This window comes from Xanthomonas phaseoli pv. dieffenbachiae, assembly GCF_008639345.1.
In the GTDB taxonomy this organism is placed as follows: domain Bacteria; phylum Pseudomonadota; class Gammaproteobacteria; order Xanthomonadales; family Xanthomonadaceae; genus Xanthomonas; species Xanthomonas phaseoli.
Map to the genome: position 1 here is coordinate 4,064,059 of NZ_CP041380.1, position 15,861 is coordinate 4,079,919.

Annotated in this window: 17 protein-coding genes; 5 read left to right on the plus strand and 12 right to left on the minus strand. The window is 64.2% G+C overall.

What is annotated here, in order from left to right; genetic code table 11:
* The first annotated feature begins 133 nt into the window (after window positions 1-133).
* The 3 genes from FLG15_RS18025 to FLG15_RS18035 all read left to right on the plus strand — a co-directional run bounded on the left by FLG15_RS18025 (window position 134) and on the right by FLG15_RS18035 (window position 3,311).
* Window positions 134-448 carry a hypothetical protein gene (locus FLG15_RS18025; protein ID WP_057679266.1) on the plus strand — a complete coding sequence of 105 codons (315 nt, stop codon included), beginning with the start codon at window positions 134-136 and terminating at the stop codon, window positions 446-448.
* A 164-nt stretch (window positions 449-612) separates the two neighbouring features.
* Window positions 613-1,956, plus strand: a complete 1,344-nt coding sequence (locus tag FLG15_RS18030) for a sigma-54-dependent transcriptional regulator (protein WP_033478207.1) — start codon at window positions 613-615, stop codon at window positions 1,954-1,956.
* An 8-nt stretch (window positions 1,957-1,964) separates the two neighbouring features.
* The gene (locus tag FLG15_RS18035; protein ID WP_057679267.1) at window positions 1,965-3,311 is read left to right on the plus strand and encodes a sensor histidine kinase; all 1,347 of its coding nucleotides are present in this window, start codon (window positions 1,965-1,967) and stop codon (window positions 3,309-3,311) included.
* Between the two features lie 104 nt (window positions 3,312-3,415).
* Here the strand turns inward: FLG15_RS18035 and glmU are convergent, their stop codons facing one another.
* A complete protein-coding gene (gene glmU / locus FLG15_RS18040; RefSeq protein ID WP_150146952.1) occupies window positions 3,416-4,786 on the minus strand; it encodes a bifunctional UDP-N-acetylglucosamine diphosphorylase/glucosamine-1-phosphate N-acetyltransferase GlmU in 1,371 nt (456 codons plus the stop codon).
* Window positions 4,787-4,931: 145 nt separating this feature from the next.
* Between glmU and FLG15_RS18045 the strand changes: the two genes are divergently transcribed.
* The gene (locus tag FLG15_RS18045; protein ID WP_017155234.1) at window positions 4,932-5,315 is read left to right on the plus strand and encodes a GtrA family protein; all 384 of its coding nucleotides are present in this window, start codon (window positions 4,932-4,934) and stop codon (window positions 5,313-5,315) included.
* Between the two features lie 514 nt (window positions 5,316-5,829).
* Here FLG15_RS18045 and FLG15_RS18050 read toward each other — a convergent pair.
* From FLG15_RS18050 to FLG15_RS18095, 10 genes are all read right to left on the minus strand, one after another.
* Complete coding sequence (locus FLG15_RS18050; RefSeq protein ID WP_150146954.1) at window positions 5,830-6,399, minus strand: chorismate mutase; 570 nt, start codon at window positions 6,397-6,399, stop codon at window positions 5,830-5,832.
* A 231-nt stretch (window positions 6,400-6,630) separates the two neighbouring features.
* Window positions 6,631-7,053, minus strand: a complete 423-nt coding sequence (locus FLG15_RS18055; RefSeq protein ID WP_003484011.1) for a F0F1 ATP synthase subunit epsilon — start codon at window positions 7,051-7,053, stop codon at window positions 6,631-6,633.
* 169 nt (window positions 7,054-7,222) lie between these two features.
* Complete coding sequence (atpD, locus tag FLG15_RS18060) at window positions 7,223-8,629, minus strand: F0F1 ATP synthase subunit beta (RefSeq protein ID WP_017155237.1); 1,407 nt, start codon at window positions 8,627-8,629, stop codon at window positions 7,223-7,225.
* 144 nt (window positions 8,630-8,773) lie between these two features.
* Window positions 8,774-9,637, minus strand: a complete 864-nt coding sequence (gene atpG, locus FLG15_RS18065) for a F0F1 ATP synthase subunit gamma (RefSeq protein WP_150146957.1) — start codon at window positions 9,635-9,637, stop codon at window positions 8,774-8,776.
* Between the two features lie 183 nt (window positions 9,638-9,820).
* Window positions 9,821-11,368: a F0F1 ATP synthase subunit alpha gene (gene atpA / locus FLG15_RS18070; RefSeq protein ID WP_057679271.1), complete on the minus strand. Its 1,548-nt coding sequence runs from the start codon at window positions 11,366-11,368 to the stop codon at window positions 9,821-9,823.
* Between the two features lie 47 nt (window positions 11,369-11,415).
* Entirely contained in the window at window positions 11,416-11,943 is a 528-nt protein-coding gene (locus tag FLG15_RS18075; RefSeq protein WP_057679272.1) for a F0F1 ATP synthase subunit delta, read from the minus strand.
* 3 nt (window positions 11,944-11,946) lie between these two features.
* Window positions 11,947-12,417, minus strand: coding sequence for a F0F1 ATP synthase subunit B (locus FLG15_RS18080; RefSeq protein WP_003483999.1), 471 nt, complete (start codon window positions 12,415-12,417; stop codon window positions 11,947-11,949).
* 113 nt (window positions 12,418-12,530) lie between these two features.
* Window positions 12,531-12,833, minus strand: coding sequence for a F0F1 ATP synthase subunit C (atpE, locus tag FLG15_RS18085; protein WP_002814105.1), 303 nt, complete (start codon window positions 12,831-12,833; stop codon window positions 12,531-12,533).
* Window positions 12,834-12,905: 72 nt separating this feature from the next.
* Window positions 12,906-13,706, minus strand: coding sequence for a F0F1 ATP synthase subunit A (gene atpB, locus FLG15_RS18090; RefSeq protein WP_005914709.1), 801 nt, complete (start codon window positions 13,704-13,706; stop codon window positions 12,906-12,908).
* A gap of 26 nt (window positions 13,707-13,732) precedes the next feature.
* On the minus strand, window positions 13,733-14,098 hold the full coding sequence (locus FLG15_RS18095) for a hypothetical protein (RefSeq protein WP_005920882.1): 366 nt from the start codon (window positions 14,096-14,098) through the stop codon (window positions 13,733-13,735).
* A 522-nt stretch (window positions 14,099-14,620) separates the two neighbouring features.
* Here FLG15_RS18095 and FLG15_RS18100 point away from each other — a divergent pair.
* Window positions 14,621-15,433: a hypothetical protein gene (locus FLG15_RS18100; RefSeq protein WP_057679273.1), complete on the plus strand. Its 813-nt coding sequence runs from the start codon at window positions 14,621-14,623 to the stop codon at window positions 15,431-15,433.
* Window positions 15,434-15,571: 138 nt separating this feature from the next.
* On the opposite strand, the gene FLG15_RS18105 is transcribed toward FLG15_RS18100, so the two are convergent.
* Window positions 15,572-15,859, minus strand: a complete 288-nt coding sequence (locus FLG15_RS18105; protein ID WP_017155243.1) for a hypothetical protein — start codon at window positions 15,857-15,859, stop codon at window positions 15,572-15,574.
* Window positions 15,860-15,861: the final 2 nt, after the last annotated feature.

Sequence of the window (15,861 nt, forward strand, 5' to 3'; positions counted from 1 at the left end):
ACCGGATTCCCTCATGCCTTGCTCTCTTGCGACATCCGCACTGATCGCCCTGACGGCCTGCTGTCTCTTTCACCCCGGCCAGGCCCATGCGACAACGCAGGCGCACGCGGCGTCGGCCTCGTCCAGCGCTTCGGTGCAAGAGGCGCTCGCCATCGACGACACCCGGCTGAACTGGCGCCATAACGACCAGATCCTGGAGCTCGTCGCCAGCAGCGACGGATTGCTGGTGACCCAGGCCAGCGCTTCGCTACGCCTGCAGTTGCAACGCGGCGACCGCGTGCGCACGGTGGGCCGGACCCCGATCACCGCAGTCGCAACACTGCTGGCGGCGCTGCACGCCGCGGCAGGCAACCCCATCGCCGTGGATGTCATGCGCGATGGTGTGCAGGTGCATCTGATCTGGACCGCGGCCATGTACACACCACTGTTGCCGCCCACGGCTCCATAACCAAGCGCCCTGCCGGCACACAGCCGGCTCACCCTGCATCGGGCGCTTGAGTCCGCCGCCGTTGCCGCCCGACGATCTGGCCGCGCCCCTGCCTAGCGGCGCGTTGTCGCTGCGTGTTGCCAGTATTCTGTGCCGATCCCTCCCGCGCCCTCTTGAGCAATGCGATGCCGCACATCCTGATCATCGACGACAACACGGCCGTTGCCACTGCGTTGGAGGTGCTGTTTTCGCTGCACGACATCGAGGCGCGGCACGCCCATTCGCCGCAGGCCGGGCTGGCGCTGCTGGACGAGCAGGCGTTCGATCTGGTGATCCAGGACATGAACTTCACCGCCGACACCACCTCCGGCGAAGAAGGCGAGGCGTTGTTTACCCAACTGCGTCAGCGTCACCCGGACCTGCCGGTGATCCTGCTCACCGCCTGGACGCATCTGGGCAGCGCGGTGGGCCTGGTCAAGGCCGGTGCGGCCGATTACATCGCCAAGCCCTGGGACGACACCAAGCTGCTGACCACGGTCAACAACCTGCTGGAATTGTCCGAGGCGCGGCGCGAGCTGGAACGTCGTCGCGAACGCGAATGGCGTGGCCGCGAGCAGCTGACCCAGCGCTACGACCTGCGCGGCGCGGTGTTCGCCGATCCGGCCAGCGAGCGCGCGATCGCCCTCGCCTGTCAGGTCGCACGCTCGGACTTGCCGGTACTGATCACCGGCCCCAATGGCAGCGGCAAGGAAAAGATTGCCGAGATCATCCAGGCCAATTCGACCACCAAACATGGCCCGTTCATTGCACTCAACTGCGGCGCCTTGCCAGGCGAATTGATCGAAGCCGAATTATTCGGTGCCGAAGCCGGCGCCTACACCGGCGCCAACAAGGCGCGCGAAGGCAAGTTCGAAGCGGCCGATGGCGGCACCCTGTTTCTCGACGAGATCGGCAACCTGCCCCTGGCAGGGCAAATGAAGTTGCTGCGCGTGCTGGAAACCGGCCGTTACGAGCGGCTGGGTTCCAACCGCGAACGCCATGCCAAGGTGCGCGTGATCAGCGCCACCAATGCCGATCTGCCGGCGATGATCCGCGACGGCAGTTTTCGCGAGGATCTGTATTACCGGCTCAACACGGTGGAAATCGCATTGCCCGCACTGGCCGAACGCCCCGGCGACATCGGCCCGCTGGCCGAGCACTTCCTTGCCGGTGAAAAGCCGCTGTCGCCGCAGGCGCGCGATGCATTGCAACGGCATGCCTGGCCCGGCAACGTGCGCGAGCTACGCAATGTGCTGCAGCGCGCCGCCTTGCTTGCGCAGGGCGCGCGTATCGAAGCGGGCGATCTGAATCTGCCACGTGCACCCGCGCCACGGCTGGCGGCGCCGGCGGCAGGCGAGCCGGATCGCGCACGTATCGAACAGGCGCTGGCACGCGCGCAAGGTGTGATCGCGCAAGCGGCCGCCGAGCTGGGATTGAGCCGGCAGGCGCTGTATCGGCGCATGGACCGCTACGGCATCAGCTCGGAATGAACCTTCGTATGCGGAACCGCTCTTTCACGTTTTCGCTGTTTCTACGCTTGCTGCCGGTGCTTGCGCTGGCCGCTGCATTCCCATGGTTCATGGCGTACTGGCTGGACCGCGGCTGGCAGGTGGCGGCGATTTCGGTCCTCGTCCTGCTGGCAGCGATGTGGTTCAGCCTCACCCGCGCCACTGCGCCGATGCGCTCGCTGTTTCGCGCGCTGGCCGGCACCACCAGCAGCTACCGCGATGGCGAATACAACTTCGGCGTGTATTGGCGCGGCAACGACGAACTGGCGCAACTGGTGCAGGCGCATGCCGAACTTGGCGATGTGCTGCGTGCCCAGCGTAGCCATTTGGTACAGCGCGAGCTGATGCTCGACACCATGCTGCAGAACACGCCGGTGGCCATGCTGCTGGTGGTCGCTGGCGGCGATGGCCTGCGGCGGATCGGGTTTTCCAACAATGCCGCACGCAAACTGCTGTACGACGGACGCAAGCTGGAAGGCCAGCACCTGGACGATGTGCTCGACCGCATGCCGGCCGAATTGCGCGACGCCCTGGCGCGTGGCGGGGACTGCCTGTTCGCGGTACGCGAAGATGGCGACGACGAAGAAGACGAGCAGATCTATCACCTGTCGCGGCGTAGCTTTCACATCAACGGACGCGGGCACGAGCTGTTGTTGATCCGCACCTTGACCACCGAATTACGCCGCCAGGAAGTGCAGACCTGGAAAAAAGTCATCCGCGTGATCAGCCATGAATTGAACAATTCGCTGGCACCGATCGCCTCGCTGGCGCATTCGGGTGCCGAGCTGCTGCGCCGCGAACGCACCGATCGCCTGGGCACGGTATTCGAGACCATCGAAGAACGCGCGCGTCACCTGGAAGGCTTTATCCGCGGCTATGCGCGCTTTGCCAAATTGCCGCAACCGCAGCTGCAGACCATCGAATGGGCGCCATTTCTGCAGCGCTTGCAGCAACAGATTCCGTTCCAGGTGCAGGGCATGCTCACCGATGTCTCCAGCCGCATCGATGCAGCGCAGATCGAGCAGGCGCTGCTGAATCTGCTGAAAAACGCCCACGAAGCCTGCAGCGAAGCGCAGCCACCCAACAGCGATGTCGCCCTGCGCGTCACGCGCGTGCCGCAATGGCTACGCATCGAAGTGCTCGACCGCGGCAACGGCATGAACGAAGCGGTACTGCACAACGCGCTGATGCCGTTCTATTCGACCAAGCGCAATGGCACAGGTCTTGGCCTTGCCCTGACGCGCGAAATCGCCGAAGCGCACGGCGGCCGCATCTCGCTGCACAACCGCGAACACGGCGGACTGTGCGTGACCTTGCTGTTGCCGCTGGCGGCGTGAACACGGCGGGACCGGCGCCTTCCTTCAAGGGTGCGTGACATCCGGCGCGTGGGCAAATGCTGCGCACGCGCGCCAGATTGCACCACGCAGCACACCCCGCGGCACTACGGCGACTTCTTGGTCGGCCGCTTCCAGCCTTCGATCACGGTCTGACGCGCACGCGTCACGGTGAGTTGGCCCGCTGGCGCATCGCTGGTGACCACCGACCCGGCGCCGATGGTGGAATTGGCGCCAATCTCGATCGGCGCCACTAGTGCGCTGTTGGAGCCGACAAACGCACCATCGCCGATGGTGGTCTGCGACTTGTTCACCCCGTCGTAGTTGCAGGTGATGGTGCCGGCGCCGATGTTGACCTTGCTGCCGATCACCGCATCGCCCAGATAGGTCAGATGGTTGGCCTTGCTGCCGACGCCCATGGTGACCTTTTTGGTCTCCACGAAATTGCCGATATGCACGCCATCAGCCAACACGGTGCCGGGGCGCAGACGCGCGAACGGACCGATCTGCACCGCGCCTTCGGTGACCACGCCTTCCAGATCGCTGTGCGCACGCACATGCGTGCCGGCACCGAGCGTCACGTCGCGCAAGCGCACGAACGGCCCGATCACCACGTCATCGCCCAAGGTGACCTCGCCCTCCAGGATCACGTCGATATCCAGCTGCACATCGCGGCCCACCTGCACGCTGCCACGCTGCTCCACACGCGCCGGGTCGGCCATGCGCACGCCTTGCAGGCAAAGCGTGTGCGCGGCGCGCAGCTGCCAGGCACGTTCGAGCTGGGCGAGTTGCCACGGGTCGTTGGCACCTTCCACCTCCTGCGGGTCGGCCACGTGCACCATGTCGGCCGGCGTGAAATCGGCTGCGGCGCTGGCGAACACGTCGGTGAGATAAAACTCGCCCTGCGCATTGTCGTTGGACAAGCCGGCCAGCCAACGGCGCAGTGCGGTGGATTCAGCGGTGAGGATGCCGGTATTGATGGTGCGAATGCGGCGCTGCTCGTCATTGGCATCCTTCTGCTCGACGATCGCGGCCACCTTGCCCTCCGCGTCGCGCAGGATGCGCCCATAGCCGGTGGGATTGGCCAGTTCGGCGACCAGCACCGCCATGCGGCCCGGTGCATGCAGCAACTGCAACAGGCTCTCGCTGCGGATCAGCGGCACATCGCCATACAACACCAGTACCGTTGCCGCATCGGGAATCGCAGGCATGGCCTGCTGCACGGCGTGTCCGGTGCCCAACTGCTCGCGCTGTTCGGCCCACTGCAGATCGTCTTGATCGGCGAAGGCTGCCTGCACCTGATCGCCGCCATGCCCGTACACGACATGGATCGCCGCCGGCTGCAGCTGCCGTGCAGTGGCGATCACATGCGCCAGCATCGGCTGGCCCGACAGCGGCTGCAGCACCTTGGGCAGGGACGAGCGCATGCGCTTGCCTTCGCCCGCGGCCAGGATCACAACGTGCAGGGGCAGGGTCATCAAGACATTCCAGGCAGAGAGATGTCCAAATTCTAGTCGCTGCGCCAGCGTCGCGTCGTTGTCCGGATGCCGCGTTCGCCCGCGCTAACGACGTTTGCGCCTGGCAGCCGCTAGGATGGGCGCCCCGTTCCCGTCCCCTGCACGCATGAGTCTGTTCCGCCAAGGCAGCCAGTTCATGATCATTGGCGCGCTGCAACTGGCCGTGGATTGCGGCATCTTCATCGCCGCCACCGCCGCAGGCATGCCTGCAGTGCCCGCCAATCTGCTTGGGCGCATCGGCGGCGCCATGCTCGGCTTCTGGCTCAACGGCCGCTATACCTTCGCCCAGCAAGGCGATGCGCGGCTGGGTTGGCGACGCTTCCGCCGCTTCGCGGTGATGTGGCTGACGCTCACGCTGATCAGCACCTGGCTGCTCGCGACCACGGTCGACCTACTCGGCCTGCGTCAGGCATGGCTGGCAAAACCGCTGGTCGAAGGCGGCCTGGCGATCGTGTCGTTCTTCCTGGGTCGGCACGTGGTGTATCGCTGATCGATGCATGCGCAGGCGCCGAGCGATTGCTCGGTCGTATGACGATATGACGCAGAAAGACACCGCTTGCGTGCAGACATGCGCAGCACAGTCACGGCCTCTTCTCCCGTGCTGATCGATCGCGCGGACATCCTTATGGCTCTTCCGCGGCATCCATGCCGCGCCGGGTCCGCGCCGGTCGGCGGGCATGCAGCAGTCGCGTTGGCAGCGTACGTGGCCTTCAACCAGGCTGCCAGCGACCTTTCGGGTGCGGCAACCTCGCCGGTTGCATGACCGTTGACGGGACGGATGCCGCGCCATCGCTTCCACGGCACGGGATGACGGCGCGTCCCGCTAGCGCCGAGGCCACCGCGCCTTGGACACGCCCAGCGTTCGATCTGGACGTCTGACTGCATCCACCAGGATGCGGCGACAAAACCGCGGCCGTCACCACCAGGCGAATGCGCAAACGTTTTGTCGACCGCTCTCACCGCCCGACAGCGCGTTGGTCTCGCAGACACGTGAGCGTTGTGGATCAGTGGCAAAAATCGCCCAGGCCACGCACCAGTGCCGCGCGATGCAGCGCATCCAGCTGCCACTGCTCTGCGTAATGCGCCGCAGCGCGCGCGGTGCTGGCCGGGCAGCCGGGCGCGCTGCGTGCCGACGCCACATCGGCCAGCGCATCGAGCAGTTCGCCCTGCAGTTGATCCAGGCGAGTGCGCAGCGCCGCGAGATCCGGACGTGCGGTGTTCGGCGCGCGTCCGCGTTCGTGCCAACGGTTCAGCAGCGCGTACTGCACTGACTTGTTGGCCTCGATTTGCGCCCCAAAGAAGCGTGCCGCATCGTCGGCATCCAGCCCATGCGCGGGCGCCTGATCGCGCACGCTTTGCAGCACCGCCGCCTCGCGCGCCTGATCGAGCACCGGCTTGCCGCTGTCCCACTTGCTTAGCGCTACCGCGTCGCCAATGGCATTGCGCTGCACGATCCGGTCCATCAACAGATCCAGCGGCGGCTGGCTGCGCGCCGGCAATGCGCATCCCAGCAGTCCGGCGGCCAACAGGCCGCTCACCATGTAAGCGCGAATGCCATCGATCGAACGGGTCATGCCATCTTCCTCAACGTGCCGGAATAACGTTGCCATGCACCGCTGCGGTGCAGCGGTGCGCCAAGGCACGCAGTGTGCCTGCCGCGCGCTGCGGCGGATTCACGCAGCCGCACGCGGGGCTCCAAAAACGAAAACGCCGACACGACGGTCGGCGTTTCGAACTTCTGAGCTGCAGACGAAGGCGCAGCTGCCTGACGTGCACGCCCACCTTGAAGGCGGGCAGACCACCGCTTAGTGCTTGAGGTTGCGACGCAAGCGCTCCAGCGCCTGCAACTGCACTGTCGCCTCGGCCAGCTGACGCTGTGCCTCGGCCACGTCCACCGTGTTGCCACGGTTGGCCAGCAGCCGCTCGGCCTCTTCCTTGACCTTGCGCACGGCCGCTTCGTCGATGTCCTGCGCACGCACTGCGGTGTCGACCAGGATGGTCACCACCTGCGGCTGCACTTCCAGGATGCCGCCGGAAATGGCGAAATCCAGCTGTTCGCCATTGGCGGTGGTCACCACCACCTTGCCCGGCTTCAGGCGGGTGATCAGCGGCGCGTGCTTGGGCGCAATGCCCAGCTCGCCCAACTCGCCGGTGGCCACGACCAGCGTCGCCTCACCGTGGAAGATTTCCTTCTCGGCGCTGACGATGTCGCAACGGATAGTGCTCATGGTGCCTCACTGTAGTGAGGCGGGGAATCGGGAGTCGGGAATCGGGAATGGGAAGAGCGGCTGGCTGCACGCTTTTCCGATTCCGTTCAATTCCAGTCCACCGATGACCCGCCTTTACGATTCCCGATTCCCGATTCCCGATTCCAGCCGCGTAGCGGCTGGGATCGCATCAGGCCTTGGCGCTCATCTTGTTGGCTTTCTCGACGGCTTCTTCGATGCTGCCGACCATGTAGAACGCCTGCTCCGGCAGGTGGTCGTATTCGCCGTCGCAGATTGCCTTGAAGCCGCGGATGGTGTCCTTCAGCGAGACGTACTTGCCCGGCGAGCCGGTGAACACTTCGGCCACGTGGAAGGGCTGGCTGAAGAAGCGCTCGATCTTGCGCGCGCGCGACACCGACTGCTTGTCTTCTTCGCTCAGCTCGTCCATGCCCAGGATGGCGATGATGTCCTTCAGTTCCTTGTACTTCTGCAAGGTCTGCTGGACGCGCTGGGCGGTGTCGTAATGCTCGTGGCCGATCACCAGCGGATCCATCTGGCGGCTGGTGGAGTCCAGCGGATCCACGGCCGGGTAGATACCCAGCGAGGCGATGTTACGGCTCAGCGTGACGGTCGAGTCCAGGTGGGCGAAGGTGGTCGCCGGCGACGGGTCGGTCAGGTCGTCCGCAGGCACGTACACGGCCTGGATCGAGGTGATCGAACCGCTCTTGGTCGAGGTGATGCGCTCCTGCAGCACGCCCATTTCCTCGGCCAGGGTCGGCTGGTAACCCACCGCCGACGGCATACGGCCGAGCAGCGCGGACACTTCGGTACCGGCCAGCGTGTAGCGGTAGATGTTGTCCACGAACAGCAGCACGTCCTTACCCTTGCCGCTGGCGTCCTTCTCGTCACGGAAGTACTCGGCCATGGTCAGGCCGGTCAGCGCCACGCGCAGACGGTTGCCCGGCGGCTCGTTCATCTGGCCGTACACCATCGCGACCTTGTCCAGGACGTTGGAGTCCTTCATCTCGTGGTAGAAGTCGTTGCCCTCGCGGGTACGCTCGCCCACGCCGGCGAACACGGACAGACCCGAGTGCGCCTTGGCGATGTTGTTGATCAGCTCCATCATGTTGACGGTCTTGCCGACGCCGGCGCCGCCGAACAGGCCGACCTTGCCGCCCTTGGCGAACGGACACATCAGGTCGATGACCTTGATGCCGGTTTCCAGCAATTCGGTGCTGGAGGACTGGTCTTCGTACGACGGTGCGCCGCGATGGATTTCCCAATGGTCCGAGGCCTGCACGTCGCCGGCTTCGTCGATGGGGCGGCCCAGCACGTCCATGATGCGACCCAGCGTACCGGCACCGACCGGCACCGAAATCGCGCGTTCGGTGTTGGTGGCGACCAGGTTGCGCTTCAGGCCATCGGTGGAGCCGAGCGCAATCGTGCGCACGACGCCGTCGCCGAGCTGCTGCTGCACTTCCAGGGTGATGTCGGTGCCGTCGACCTTCAGCGCGTGATACACCTTCGGCACTTCATTGCGCGGGAATTCGACGTCGACGACCGCGCCGATGATCTGAACGATCTTGCCCTGACTCATTTTGCTGCTCCGGTTAGCTTTGTTCTGTCCGAGTGGCAGATGCCATCTCGTGGAATTTTGTGATTTGGGATTCGTGATTGGGGATTTGCAAAGGCGCAGTCCGCTGCGCTCCTACCAATCCCGAATCCCCAATCCCGGCGGTGCTTATACGGCGGCCGCGCCGCTGACGATTTCCGAAATTTCCTGGGTGATCGCCGCCTGACGTGCCTTGTTGTAGACCAATTGCAAGGTGCCGATCATCTTGTTGGCGTTGTCGCTGGCGGCCTTCATCGCCACCATGCGCGCGGCATGTTCGGAGGCCACGTTTTCCAGCACGGCCTGGTACACCAGCGACTCGATGTAACGCGTCATCACGTGCTCCAGCACGGTGGCGGCATCGGGTTCGTACAGGTAATCCCAATCGTGGTGTGCCACCTTGTGCTCGGCGGCGGGCAGCGGCAGCAGCTGATCGAAGCTGGCCTTCTGCGTCATGGTATTCACGAAGCGGTTGTAGACCAGGTAAACGCGGTCCACCTTGCCTTCGATAAAGGCATCGATCATCACCTTGATCACACCGATCAGCTGTTCCACCTGCGGGCCGTCGCCCAGGTGGGTCACGCTGCCGACCATATTGACCTTGATGCGACGGAAAAACGCCGAGGCTTTCTGACCGATGGTCACCACGTCGACCTCGGCGCCCTTGTCCTGCCACGGGAGCACTTCGCCCAGCATCTTGCGGAACAGGTTGTTGTTCAGACCGCCGGCCAGGCCGCGGTCGGACGAGATCACGATGTAGCCGACCCGCTTGACCTGCTCGCGCTCGATCAGGAACGGATGCTGGAAATCGGTGCTGGCCTGCGCCAGATGCCCGATCACCTGCTTCATCGCCTGCGCATACGGACGCGAGGTCTTCATGCGCTCTTGCGCCTTGCGGATCTTGGAGGCCGAGACCATTTCGAGCGCGCGCGTCACCTTGCGGGTGTTCTGCACGCTCTTGATCTTGGTTTTGATTTCGCGTCCGCCTGCCATTGCTCGCTCGCTTCGCTCGTGGGAATCGGGAATCGGGATTCGGGAATGGCCAAAGCCTCCCACGTCCCGCACCACGACTTCCGAATACCTAATTTGGAGACTCGAAACGATGGTCGAGGATCAACAGACCTCGATCCACCATTCTTACAAATCCCGAATGCCCAATCCCGAATCCCGGCGCCTTTACCAGGTGCCCGTGGTCTTGAACTCTTCGATGCCCTTCTTGAAGCTGGCTTCGATGTCGTTGTCCCAACCGCCGGTGCTGTTGATCTTGGAGACCAGCTCGCCCTGGGTGTTGGCGAAGTGCGCGTGCAGGCCTTCTTCGAACGCCAGCAGCTTGTTGACCGGCACGTCGTCCAGGTAGCCCTCGTTGACGGCGTAGATCGACAGCGCCTGGTTGGCGATGGACATCGGCGCGTACTGCTTCTGCTTCATCAGCTCGGTGACGCGCTGACCGCGCTCGAGCTGTTTGCGGGTGGCTTCGTCCAGGTCCGAGGCGAACTGCGCGAACGCCGCCAGCTCACGGTACTGCGCCAGCGAAATGCGGATGCCGCCGGACAGCTTCTTGATGATCTTGGTCTGGGCCGCACCACCGACGCGCGACACCGAGATGCCGGCGTTGACCGCCGGACGGATACCGGCGTTGAACAGGTCGGTTTCCAGGAAGATCTGGCCGTCGGTGATCGAGATCACGTTGGTCGGCACGAACGCAGACACGTCGCCGGCCTGCGTTTCGATGATCGGCAGCGCGGTCAGCGAACCGGTCTTGCCGGTCACCGCACCATTGGTGAACTTCTCCACGTACTCCTCGGACACGCGCGCGGCGCGCTCCAGCAGGCGGGAGTGCAGGTAGAACACGTCGCCCGGATAGGCTTCGCGGCCCGGCGGGCGCTTGAGCAGCAGCGAGATCTGGCGATAGGCCACGGCCTGCTTGGACAGATCGTCGTACACGATCAGCGCGTCTTCGCCGCGGTCCATGAAGTACTCGCCCATCGTGCAGCCGGCGTAGGGGCTGATGTACTGCATCGCGGCCGATTCGGAGGCGGTCGCAGCCACCACCACGGTGTGCGCCAGCGCGCCGTTTTCTTCCAGCTTGCGCACGATGTTGGCAACGGTGGAGGCCTTCTGGCCGATCGCCACGTACACGCACTTGATGCCGGTGCCCTTCTGGTTGATCACCGCGTCGATCGCCAGCGCGGTCTTGCCTGTCTGACGGTCGCCGATGACCAGCTCGCGCTGGCCACGACCGATCGGGATCATCGCGTCGACCGACTTGTAACCGGTCTGCACCGGCTGGTCGACCGACTTACGCCAGATCACGCCGGGCGCAACGCGCTCCACCGGTGCGGTCTGGGTGGCGCCCAGTGGGCCCTTGCCGTCGATCGGCTCGCCCAGTGCGTTGACCACGCGACCCAGCAGTTCCGGACCGACCGGCACTTCCAGGATGCGGCCGGTGGTCTTGGCCACGTCGCCTTCGCGCAGGTTCTCGTAATCGCCCAACACCACGGCGCCGACCGAATCGCGCTCCAGGTTCAGTGCCAGCGCGAAGGTGTTGTTCGGCAGTTCGATCATTTCGCCCTGCATCACGTCGGCCAGGCCGAAGATGCGCACGATGCCGTCGGACACGCTGGTCACGGAGCCTTCGTTGCGCGACTCTGCGGACAGCTTGACCGCCTCGATGCGGGTCTTGATCAGGTCGCTGATTTCGGAGGGGTTGAGCGTGGTTGCCATCGTTCAGTCCTAGGTGCCGGCCGCAAGGGCCATGCGTTTATGTGAATTCAGTGGGCGAGCGAGCTTTGCAGACGCGCAAGCTTGCCTTTCAGCGAGCCGTCGATGACCACGTCGCCGGTGTCGATCACCGCGCCGCCGATCAGCGACGCATCGACTGCGGTGGTGATGTCCACGTCGCGGCCGAAGCGCTTCTTAAGCGCAGCCGCGATCGTGTCGAGTTCGGTCTGGCTCATTGCAGCGGCCGAGGTCACCGTCGCCTTGACGACATGTTCGGCCTCGGCACGCAGTTGTTCGTACAAGCCTGCCACTTCCGGCAGCAGCGACAGCCGCTGCGCATCGGCAAGCACGCCGAGGAAACGCAGATAGTCCTCGCCCGCCTGCGGCGGGGCCAGCAGCGTCACTGCCTGGTCCTGGCCCAGGGCCGGATTGAGCAGCAATGCGGCCACGCGCGGGTCGCCGGCCACCTGCGCCGAAAACGCCAGCGCATCGGACCAGGGCGCGAAGTTGCCGCCCTCACGCGCGATCGCAAACGCGGCACGGCCGTAGGGACGGGCAAGGGTGAGGGCCTGACTCATCGCTTAAATCTCCGCCGCCAGCTCGTCGAGCAGCGCCTTGTGGGCGTTGGCGTCGATTTCGCGCTTGAGCAGCTTTTCTGCACCGCTGACGGCCAGCACCGAGACCTGCTTGCGCAGCTCCTCGCGGGCACGCGTGGCGGATGCGTCGATTTCGGTCTGCGCCAGATCCTTCTGACGGTTGGCTTCGGCAATTGCCTCCAGCTTGGCCGCTTCGATGATCTGGTTGGCGCGCGCATGGGCCTGATCGATGATCTCGTTGGCCTTGGTGCGTGCGTCCTTGAGTGCTTCGTTGACCTTTTCCTGCGCCTGCGCCAGATCCTTCTGACTACGGTCGGCCGCAGCCAGACCTTCAGCGATCTTTTGCTGACGCTCTTCGATCGCCTGCAGCAGCGGCGGCCAGATTTTGGTCGCGACGATCCAGATCAGACCGGCGAAGGCCAGCGCCTGGGCAAAGATGGTAAGGGTGATATCCATGGGTCGCTCAATCGCTGTTTAGGGGTGAAAGCGCCACCGCACGGCGGCGCTTTCCGACCTTCATCCGCGGATGCAACCGCCAAGGGCTGCATCCACATCCTGCTACCGCTGGATCAGCCGGCAGCCTGCGACAGACGCTCGATGAACACCTGGGCCAGCGGGTTGGCGAAGGCGAACAGCAGGCCGACAGCGACGCTGATGATGAACGCGGCGTCGATCAGGCCGGCGGTGATGAACATACGCACCTGCAGCACCGGGATCAGTTCCGGCTGGCGCGCAGCCGATTCCAGGAACTTGCCAGCCATGATGGCCAGACCGAGGCCGGCACCCAGCGCGGCCAGGCCGATCATGATGCCGACGGCGAGGACGGTGGAGCTCTGGACTTGAGCGAGGTTGGTCAGGACGGCGAGGTACATGGTGATCTCCGAACGAAAGTTTCTAAGGGTGATGGATGAAGCGGAATAAAGCAGATGAAGGGTGACGCAAACTCAGTGACTGTCTTCAGCCAGGCTCAGATACACGATCGACAGCATCATGAAAATGAAGGCCTGCAGCGGAATCACCAGCAGGTGGAACAGCATCCAGCCCAGGCCGAATGCGCCGCCAGCGACCATGCCGGCGATGCCCGCACCGCCCAGCACCCAGATCAGCAGGAAGACGATCTCGCCGCCGAACATGTTGCCGAACAGTCGCATCGCCAACGAAATCGGCTTGCTCAGCCACTCGACGATGTTCAAGAGCAGGTTGAACGGCATCATCCATTTGCCGAACGGCGCCGTCAGGAATTCCTTGGTCATGCCGCCCACGCCCTTGGAGCGCAGCGAGAACACGATCATCAGGAAGAACACGCTGATCGACATGCCCAAGGTGGCGTTGACGTCGGCGGTCGGCACCGGCTTCCAGGCGTGCACGCCGGCCCAGCCCAGCGGGATGGCGATGAAATCGGCCGGGATCATCTTGATGAGGTTCATCAACAGGATCCAGAAGAAGATGGTGATCGCGATCGGGGTCACCAGCTTGCTGCTGCCGTGGTAGGTGTCCTTGGCCTGGCGATCGACGAACTCCAGGCAGATCTCAACGAATGCCTGCCACTTGCCCGGCACACCGGCCGTGGCATTGCGGGTCGCCGTCCAGAACGCCAGGACCATGACCAGACCCATCAACACCGCCATGATCAGGGTGTCGAGGTGGATGGTCCAAAACGTGCCGCCACCATCGCGAACCGGAACGATCAGGTTCTGCAAGTGATGCTGGATATAGGAGGTAGGTGTTGCTGCCTCGCCCGCCATGTGTCCGGAGCCCTTTTAAGTTCGAATCAACGCCTGGCCAGAGCCAGAACCTGAAAAATCAGCCCGATGGCGATACCTGCCAGCAAAGCCAGAGGAGGCAGCCGCCACAGGCCGAAGCCCAGCGCCAGCGCCACGAAAACCAACACCCACTTCAGCACCATCGCCAGGATCAGCCGCACCATGGCGATGCCCGCTGCCTGGATACCGCCGCCTAGCGCGGTACGTGCCGCAACCCAACCGCCCAGCACCGTCGCAAATCCGGTCAATGCCAGACCGGCAGCGTAACGGGGACCGACCAACAGCAACCCCAGACTGGTTATAGCTACGGCGGCAAGCGGATATACCGCAGCGCGCAGCATCAACCGCCGACCCGCGTCAACGGAGTTCAGCACTACGGTTACCTTACGTGTGAATGAGTGGGAAGCGCAGTTGCGCCTCGTCGAGCCGCGAAAGTATAGCAATGGGACAAATTGCGAGACAACCGGCAGAGGTCATCGCTTGCTGCGATGCACCACGCGGCGGCCGCCGCAGCGGGTGGGAACTTTGCCACAAACTGGCGGTCATAACTTGTGAGGCCTGCACATCCTCGTCGAAAGGTACCGCCGCAGGCCGCGTCTAGGAGCCCTGGGAGACCGGGGCTCCTGCTTTTGTACGCATTTTGTCGCACCCCGCGACCTTCCCATCCGCGGTCCAATCGAACGCTTGGTTTGCCTGGCTCCTGGACGACCGTGGCAGTGACGTTGCACGCGTTCCATGACTCGACCAAAGGACTAGCGAAGCGGACCGTTTTGTCCGATTGCTACGGCCGCCTTCACGCTGATTGGACGGCCCCTTCACTTTTGAAAGACGCGCGCTTATCGACTATGCGCTGCACAGGCCGAACCGCCTGACCATTCCAAGAATTCGGAGCTCCCATGAAACACCTCCTCGCACTGGCGATCCCGTGCGTCCTGGCCGTCGCCTATATCGCGCCCGCACACGCCGAAGACACCGATGATCGCTTCCAGCTCCGCCTCGGCGCGATGAATGTCGACAACGACAACACCATCCGCGGCAACACGCTGCTGGCCGGCAACAATGTCTCGGTCAACGAAGACTTCAAGCTGGGCGGCAAGGAATGGGAGCCGCGCGTGGATGGCGTGTTCCGCATCAGCACCCGCCAGCGCCTGATCTTCGACTACTTCAAGTACGACAAGGATCGTCGCGAGACCCTGAGCCAGGACCTGAGCGCCGGTGGCGTGACCGTGCCGTCGGGCAGCTTCATCAAGGGCGAGCTGAAGTACCAGGTCGCCACTTTCGTGTACGACTACTCGGTGATCGATTCTCCGGAATTCAGCCTGGGCCTGCAGATCGGCGCCGAGTACGCCAAGGTCGAGGCCAATGCCTACGCCGATCTGGGTACGTTGTTCAGTGGCGATGTCCTGGATGAAAGCGAAGACGGCGTTGCGCCGGTCGTCGGCATCCGCTTCACCGCGCGTCCCAGCGAACATTGGCTGTTCAACGTGCAGGGCCAGTACCTCAACACCAGTTGGGGCGACTTCGGCGACTACGACGGCGACCTGAGCCGCGCCAACGCCATTGCCGAATACCGCTTCACCAAGAACTTCGGCATTTTCGCCGGCTACGACTGGTTCAAGCTGGACGTGGACCGCGAGGGCAGCGACGGCCTGGTCGGCCTGAAGCAGGAGTTCAAGGGCCCGGTGGCAGGCGTGACGCTCGCGTTCTGATTCTTTCCGGCCCCGGGACCCGGGATCCGAAAAGCAGCTTCATGCAGAACCCCGCAGCGATGCGGGGTTTTGTCGTTTAACCGGTGCGTGGCAGGTAACCGACCCGGCAGCAGCCACCTGGCAGCTGGGTGCACACGCTCACGGGGGCTTGGTCGCACCGGCCACCAACAGATGCTGGTGCGTGGTGCAGTAGCACTCGTCATGCCAACCGTAGTGCGGATCGGTGCAGATCGCATGCTGCACCGTCGCCGGCAGCGACGCCACGTCGCTGCGCAAGTCGCGCTTCAACGAGACGAACACCGAGCCCGGATGTGGCCAGTCGGTCCGCTGCGGCGGCTCGGCGATGCGGTTGCCGCTGGCCAGTTCGCGCTGCAGCAGCGCCTGCAGTTCGGGACACAGATTGCCCTGCCCCACGGCGACCTCCATGC

Excerpts from the sequence above, each read along its gene's own strand:
- FLG15_RS18030 (WP_033478207.1), top strand. The coding sequence starts at position 613 with ATGCCGCACATCCTGATCATCGACGACAACACGGCCGTTGCCACTGCG.
- FLG15_RS18035 (WP_057679267.1), top strand. The coding sequence starts at position 1,965 with ATGCGGAACCGCTCTTTCACGTTTTCGCTGTTTCTACGCTTGCTGCCG.
- glmU (WP_150146952.1), bottom strand. The coding sequence starts at position 4,786 with ATGACCCTGCCCCTGCACGTTGTGATCCTGGCCGCGGGCGAAGGCAAG.
- FLG15_RS18045 (WP_017155234.1), top strand. The coding sequence starts at position 4,932 with ATGAGTCTGTTCCGCCAAGGCAGCCAGTTCATGATCATTGGCGCGCTG.
- FLG15_RS18050 (WP_150146954.1), bottom strand. The coding sequence starts at position 6,399 with ATGACCCGTTCGATCGATGGCATTCGCGCTTACATGGTGAGCGGCCTG.
- FLG15_RS18055 (WP_003484011.1), bottom strand. The coding sequence starts at position 7,053 with ATGAGCACTATCCGTTGCGACATCGTCAGCGCCGAGAAGGAAATCTTC.
- atpD (WP_017155237.1), bottom strand. The coding sequence starts at position 8,629 with ATGAGTCAGGGCAAGATCGTTCAGATCATCGGCGCGGTCGTCGACGTC.
- atpG (WP_150146957.1), bottom strand. The coding sequence starts at position 9,637 with ATGGCAGGCGGACGCGAAATCAAAACCAAGATCAAGAGCGTGCAGAAC.
- atpA (WP_057679271.1), bottom strand. The coding sequence starts at position 11,368 with ATGGCAACCACGCTCAACCCCTCCGAAATCAGCGACCTGATCAAGACC.
- FLG15_RS18075 (WP_057679272.1), bottom strand. The coding sequence starts at position 11,943 with ATGAGTCAGGCCCTCACCCTTGCCCGTCCCTACGGCCGTGCCGCGTTT.
- FLG15_RS18080 (WP_003483999.1), bottom strand. The coding sequence starts at position 12,417 with ATGGATATCACCCTTACCATCTTTGCCCAGGCGCTGGCCTTCGCCGGT.
- atpE (WP_002814105.1), bottom strand. The coding sequence starts at position 12,833 with ATGTACCTCGCCGTCCTGACCAACCTCGCTCAAGTCCAGAGCTCCACC.
- atpB (WP_005914709.1), bottom strand. The coding sequence starts at position 13,706 with ATGGCGGGCGAGGCAGCAACACCTACCTCCTATATCCAGCATCACTTG.
- FLG15_RS18100 (WP_057679273.1), top strand. The coding sequence starts at position 14,621 with ATGAAACACCTCCTCGCACTGGCGATCCCGTGCGTCCTGGCCGTCGCC.
- FLG15_RS18105 (WP_017155243.1), bottom strand. The coding sequence starts at position 15,859 with ATGGAGGTCGCCGTGGGGCAGGGCAATCTGTGTCCCGAACTGCAGGCG.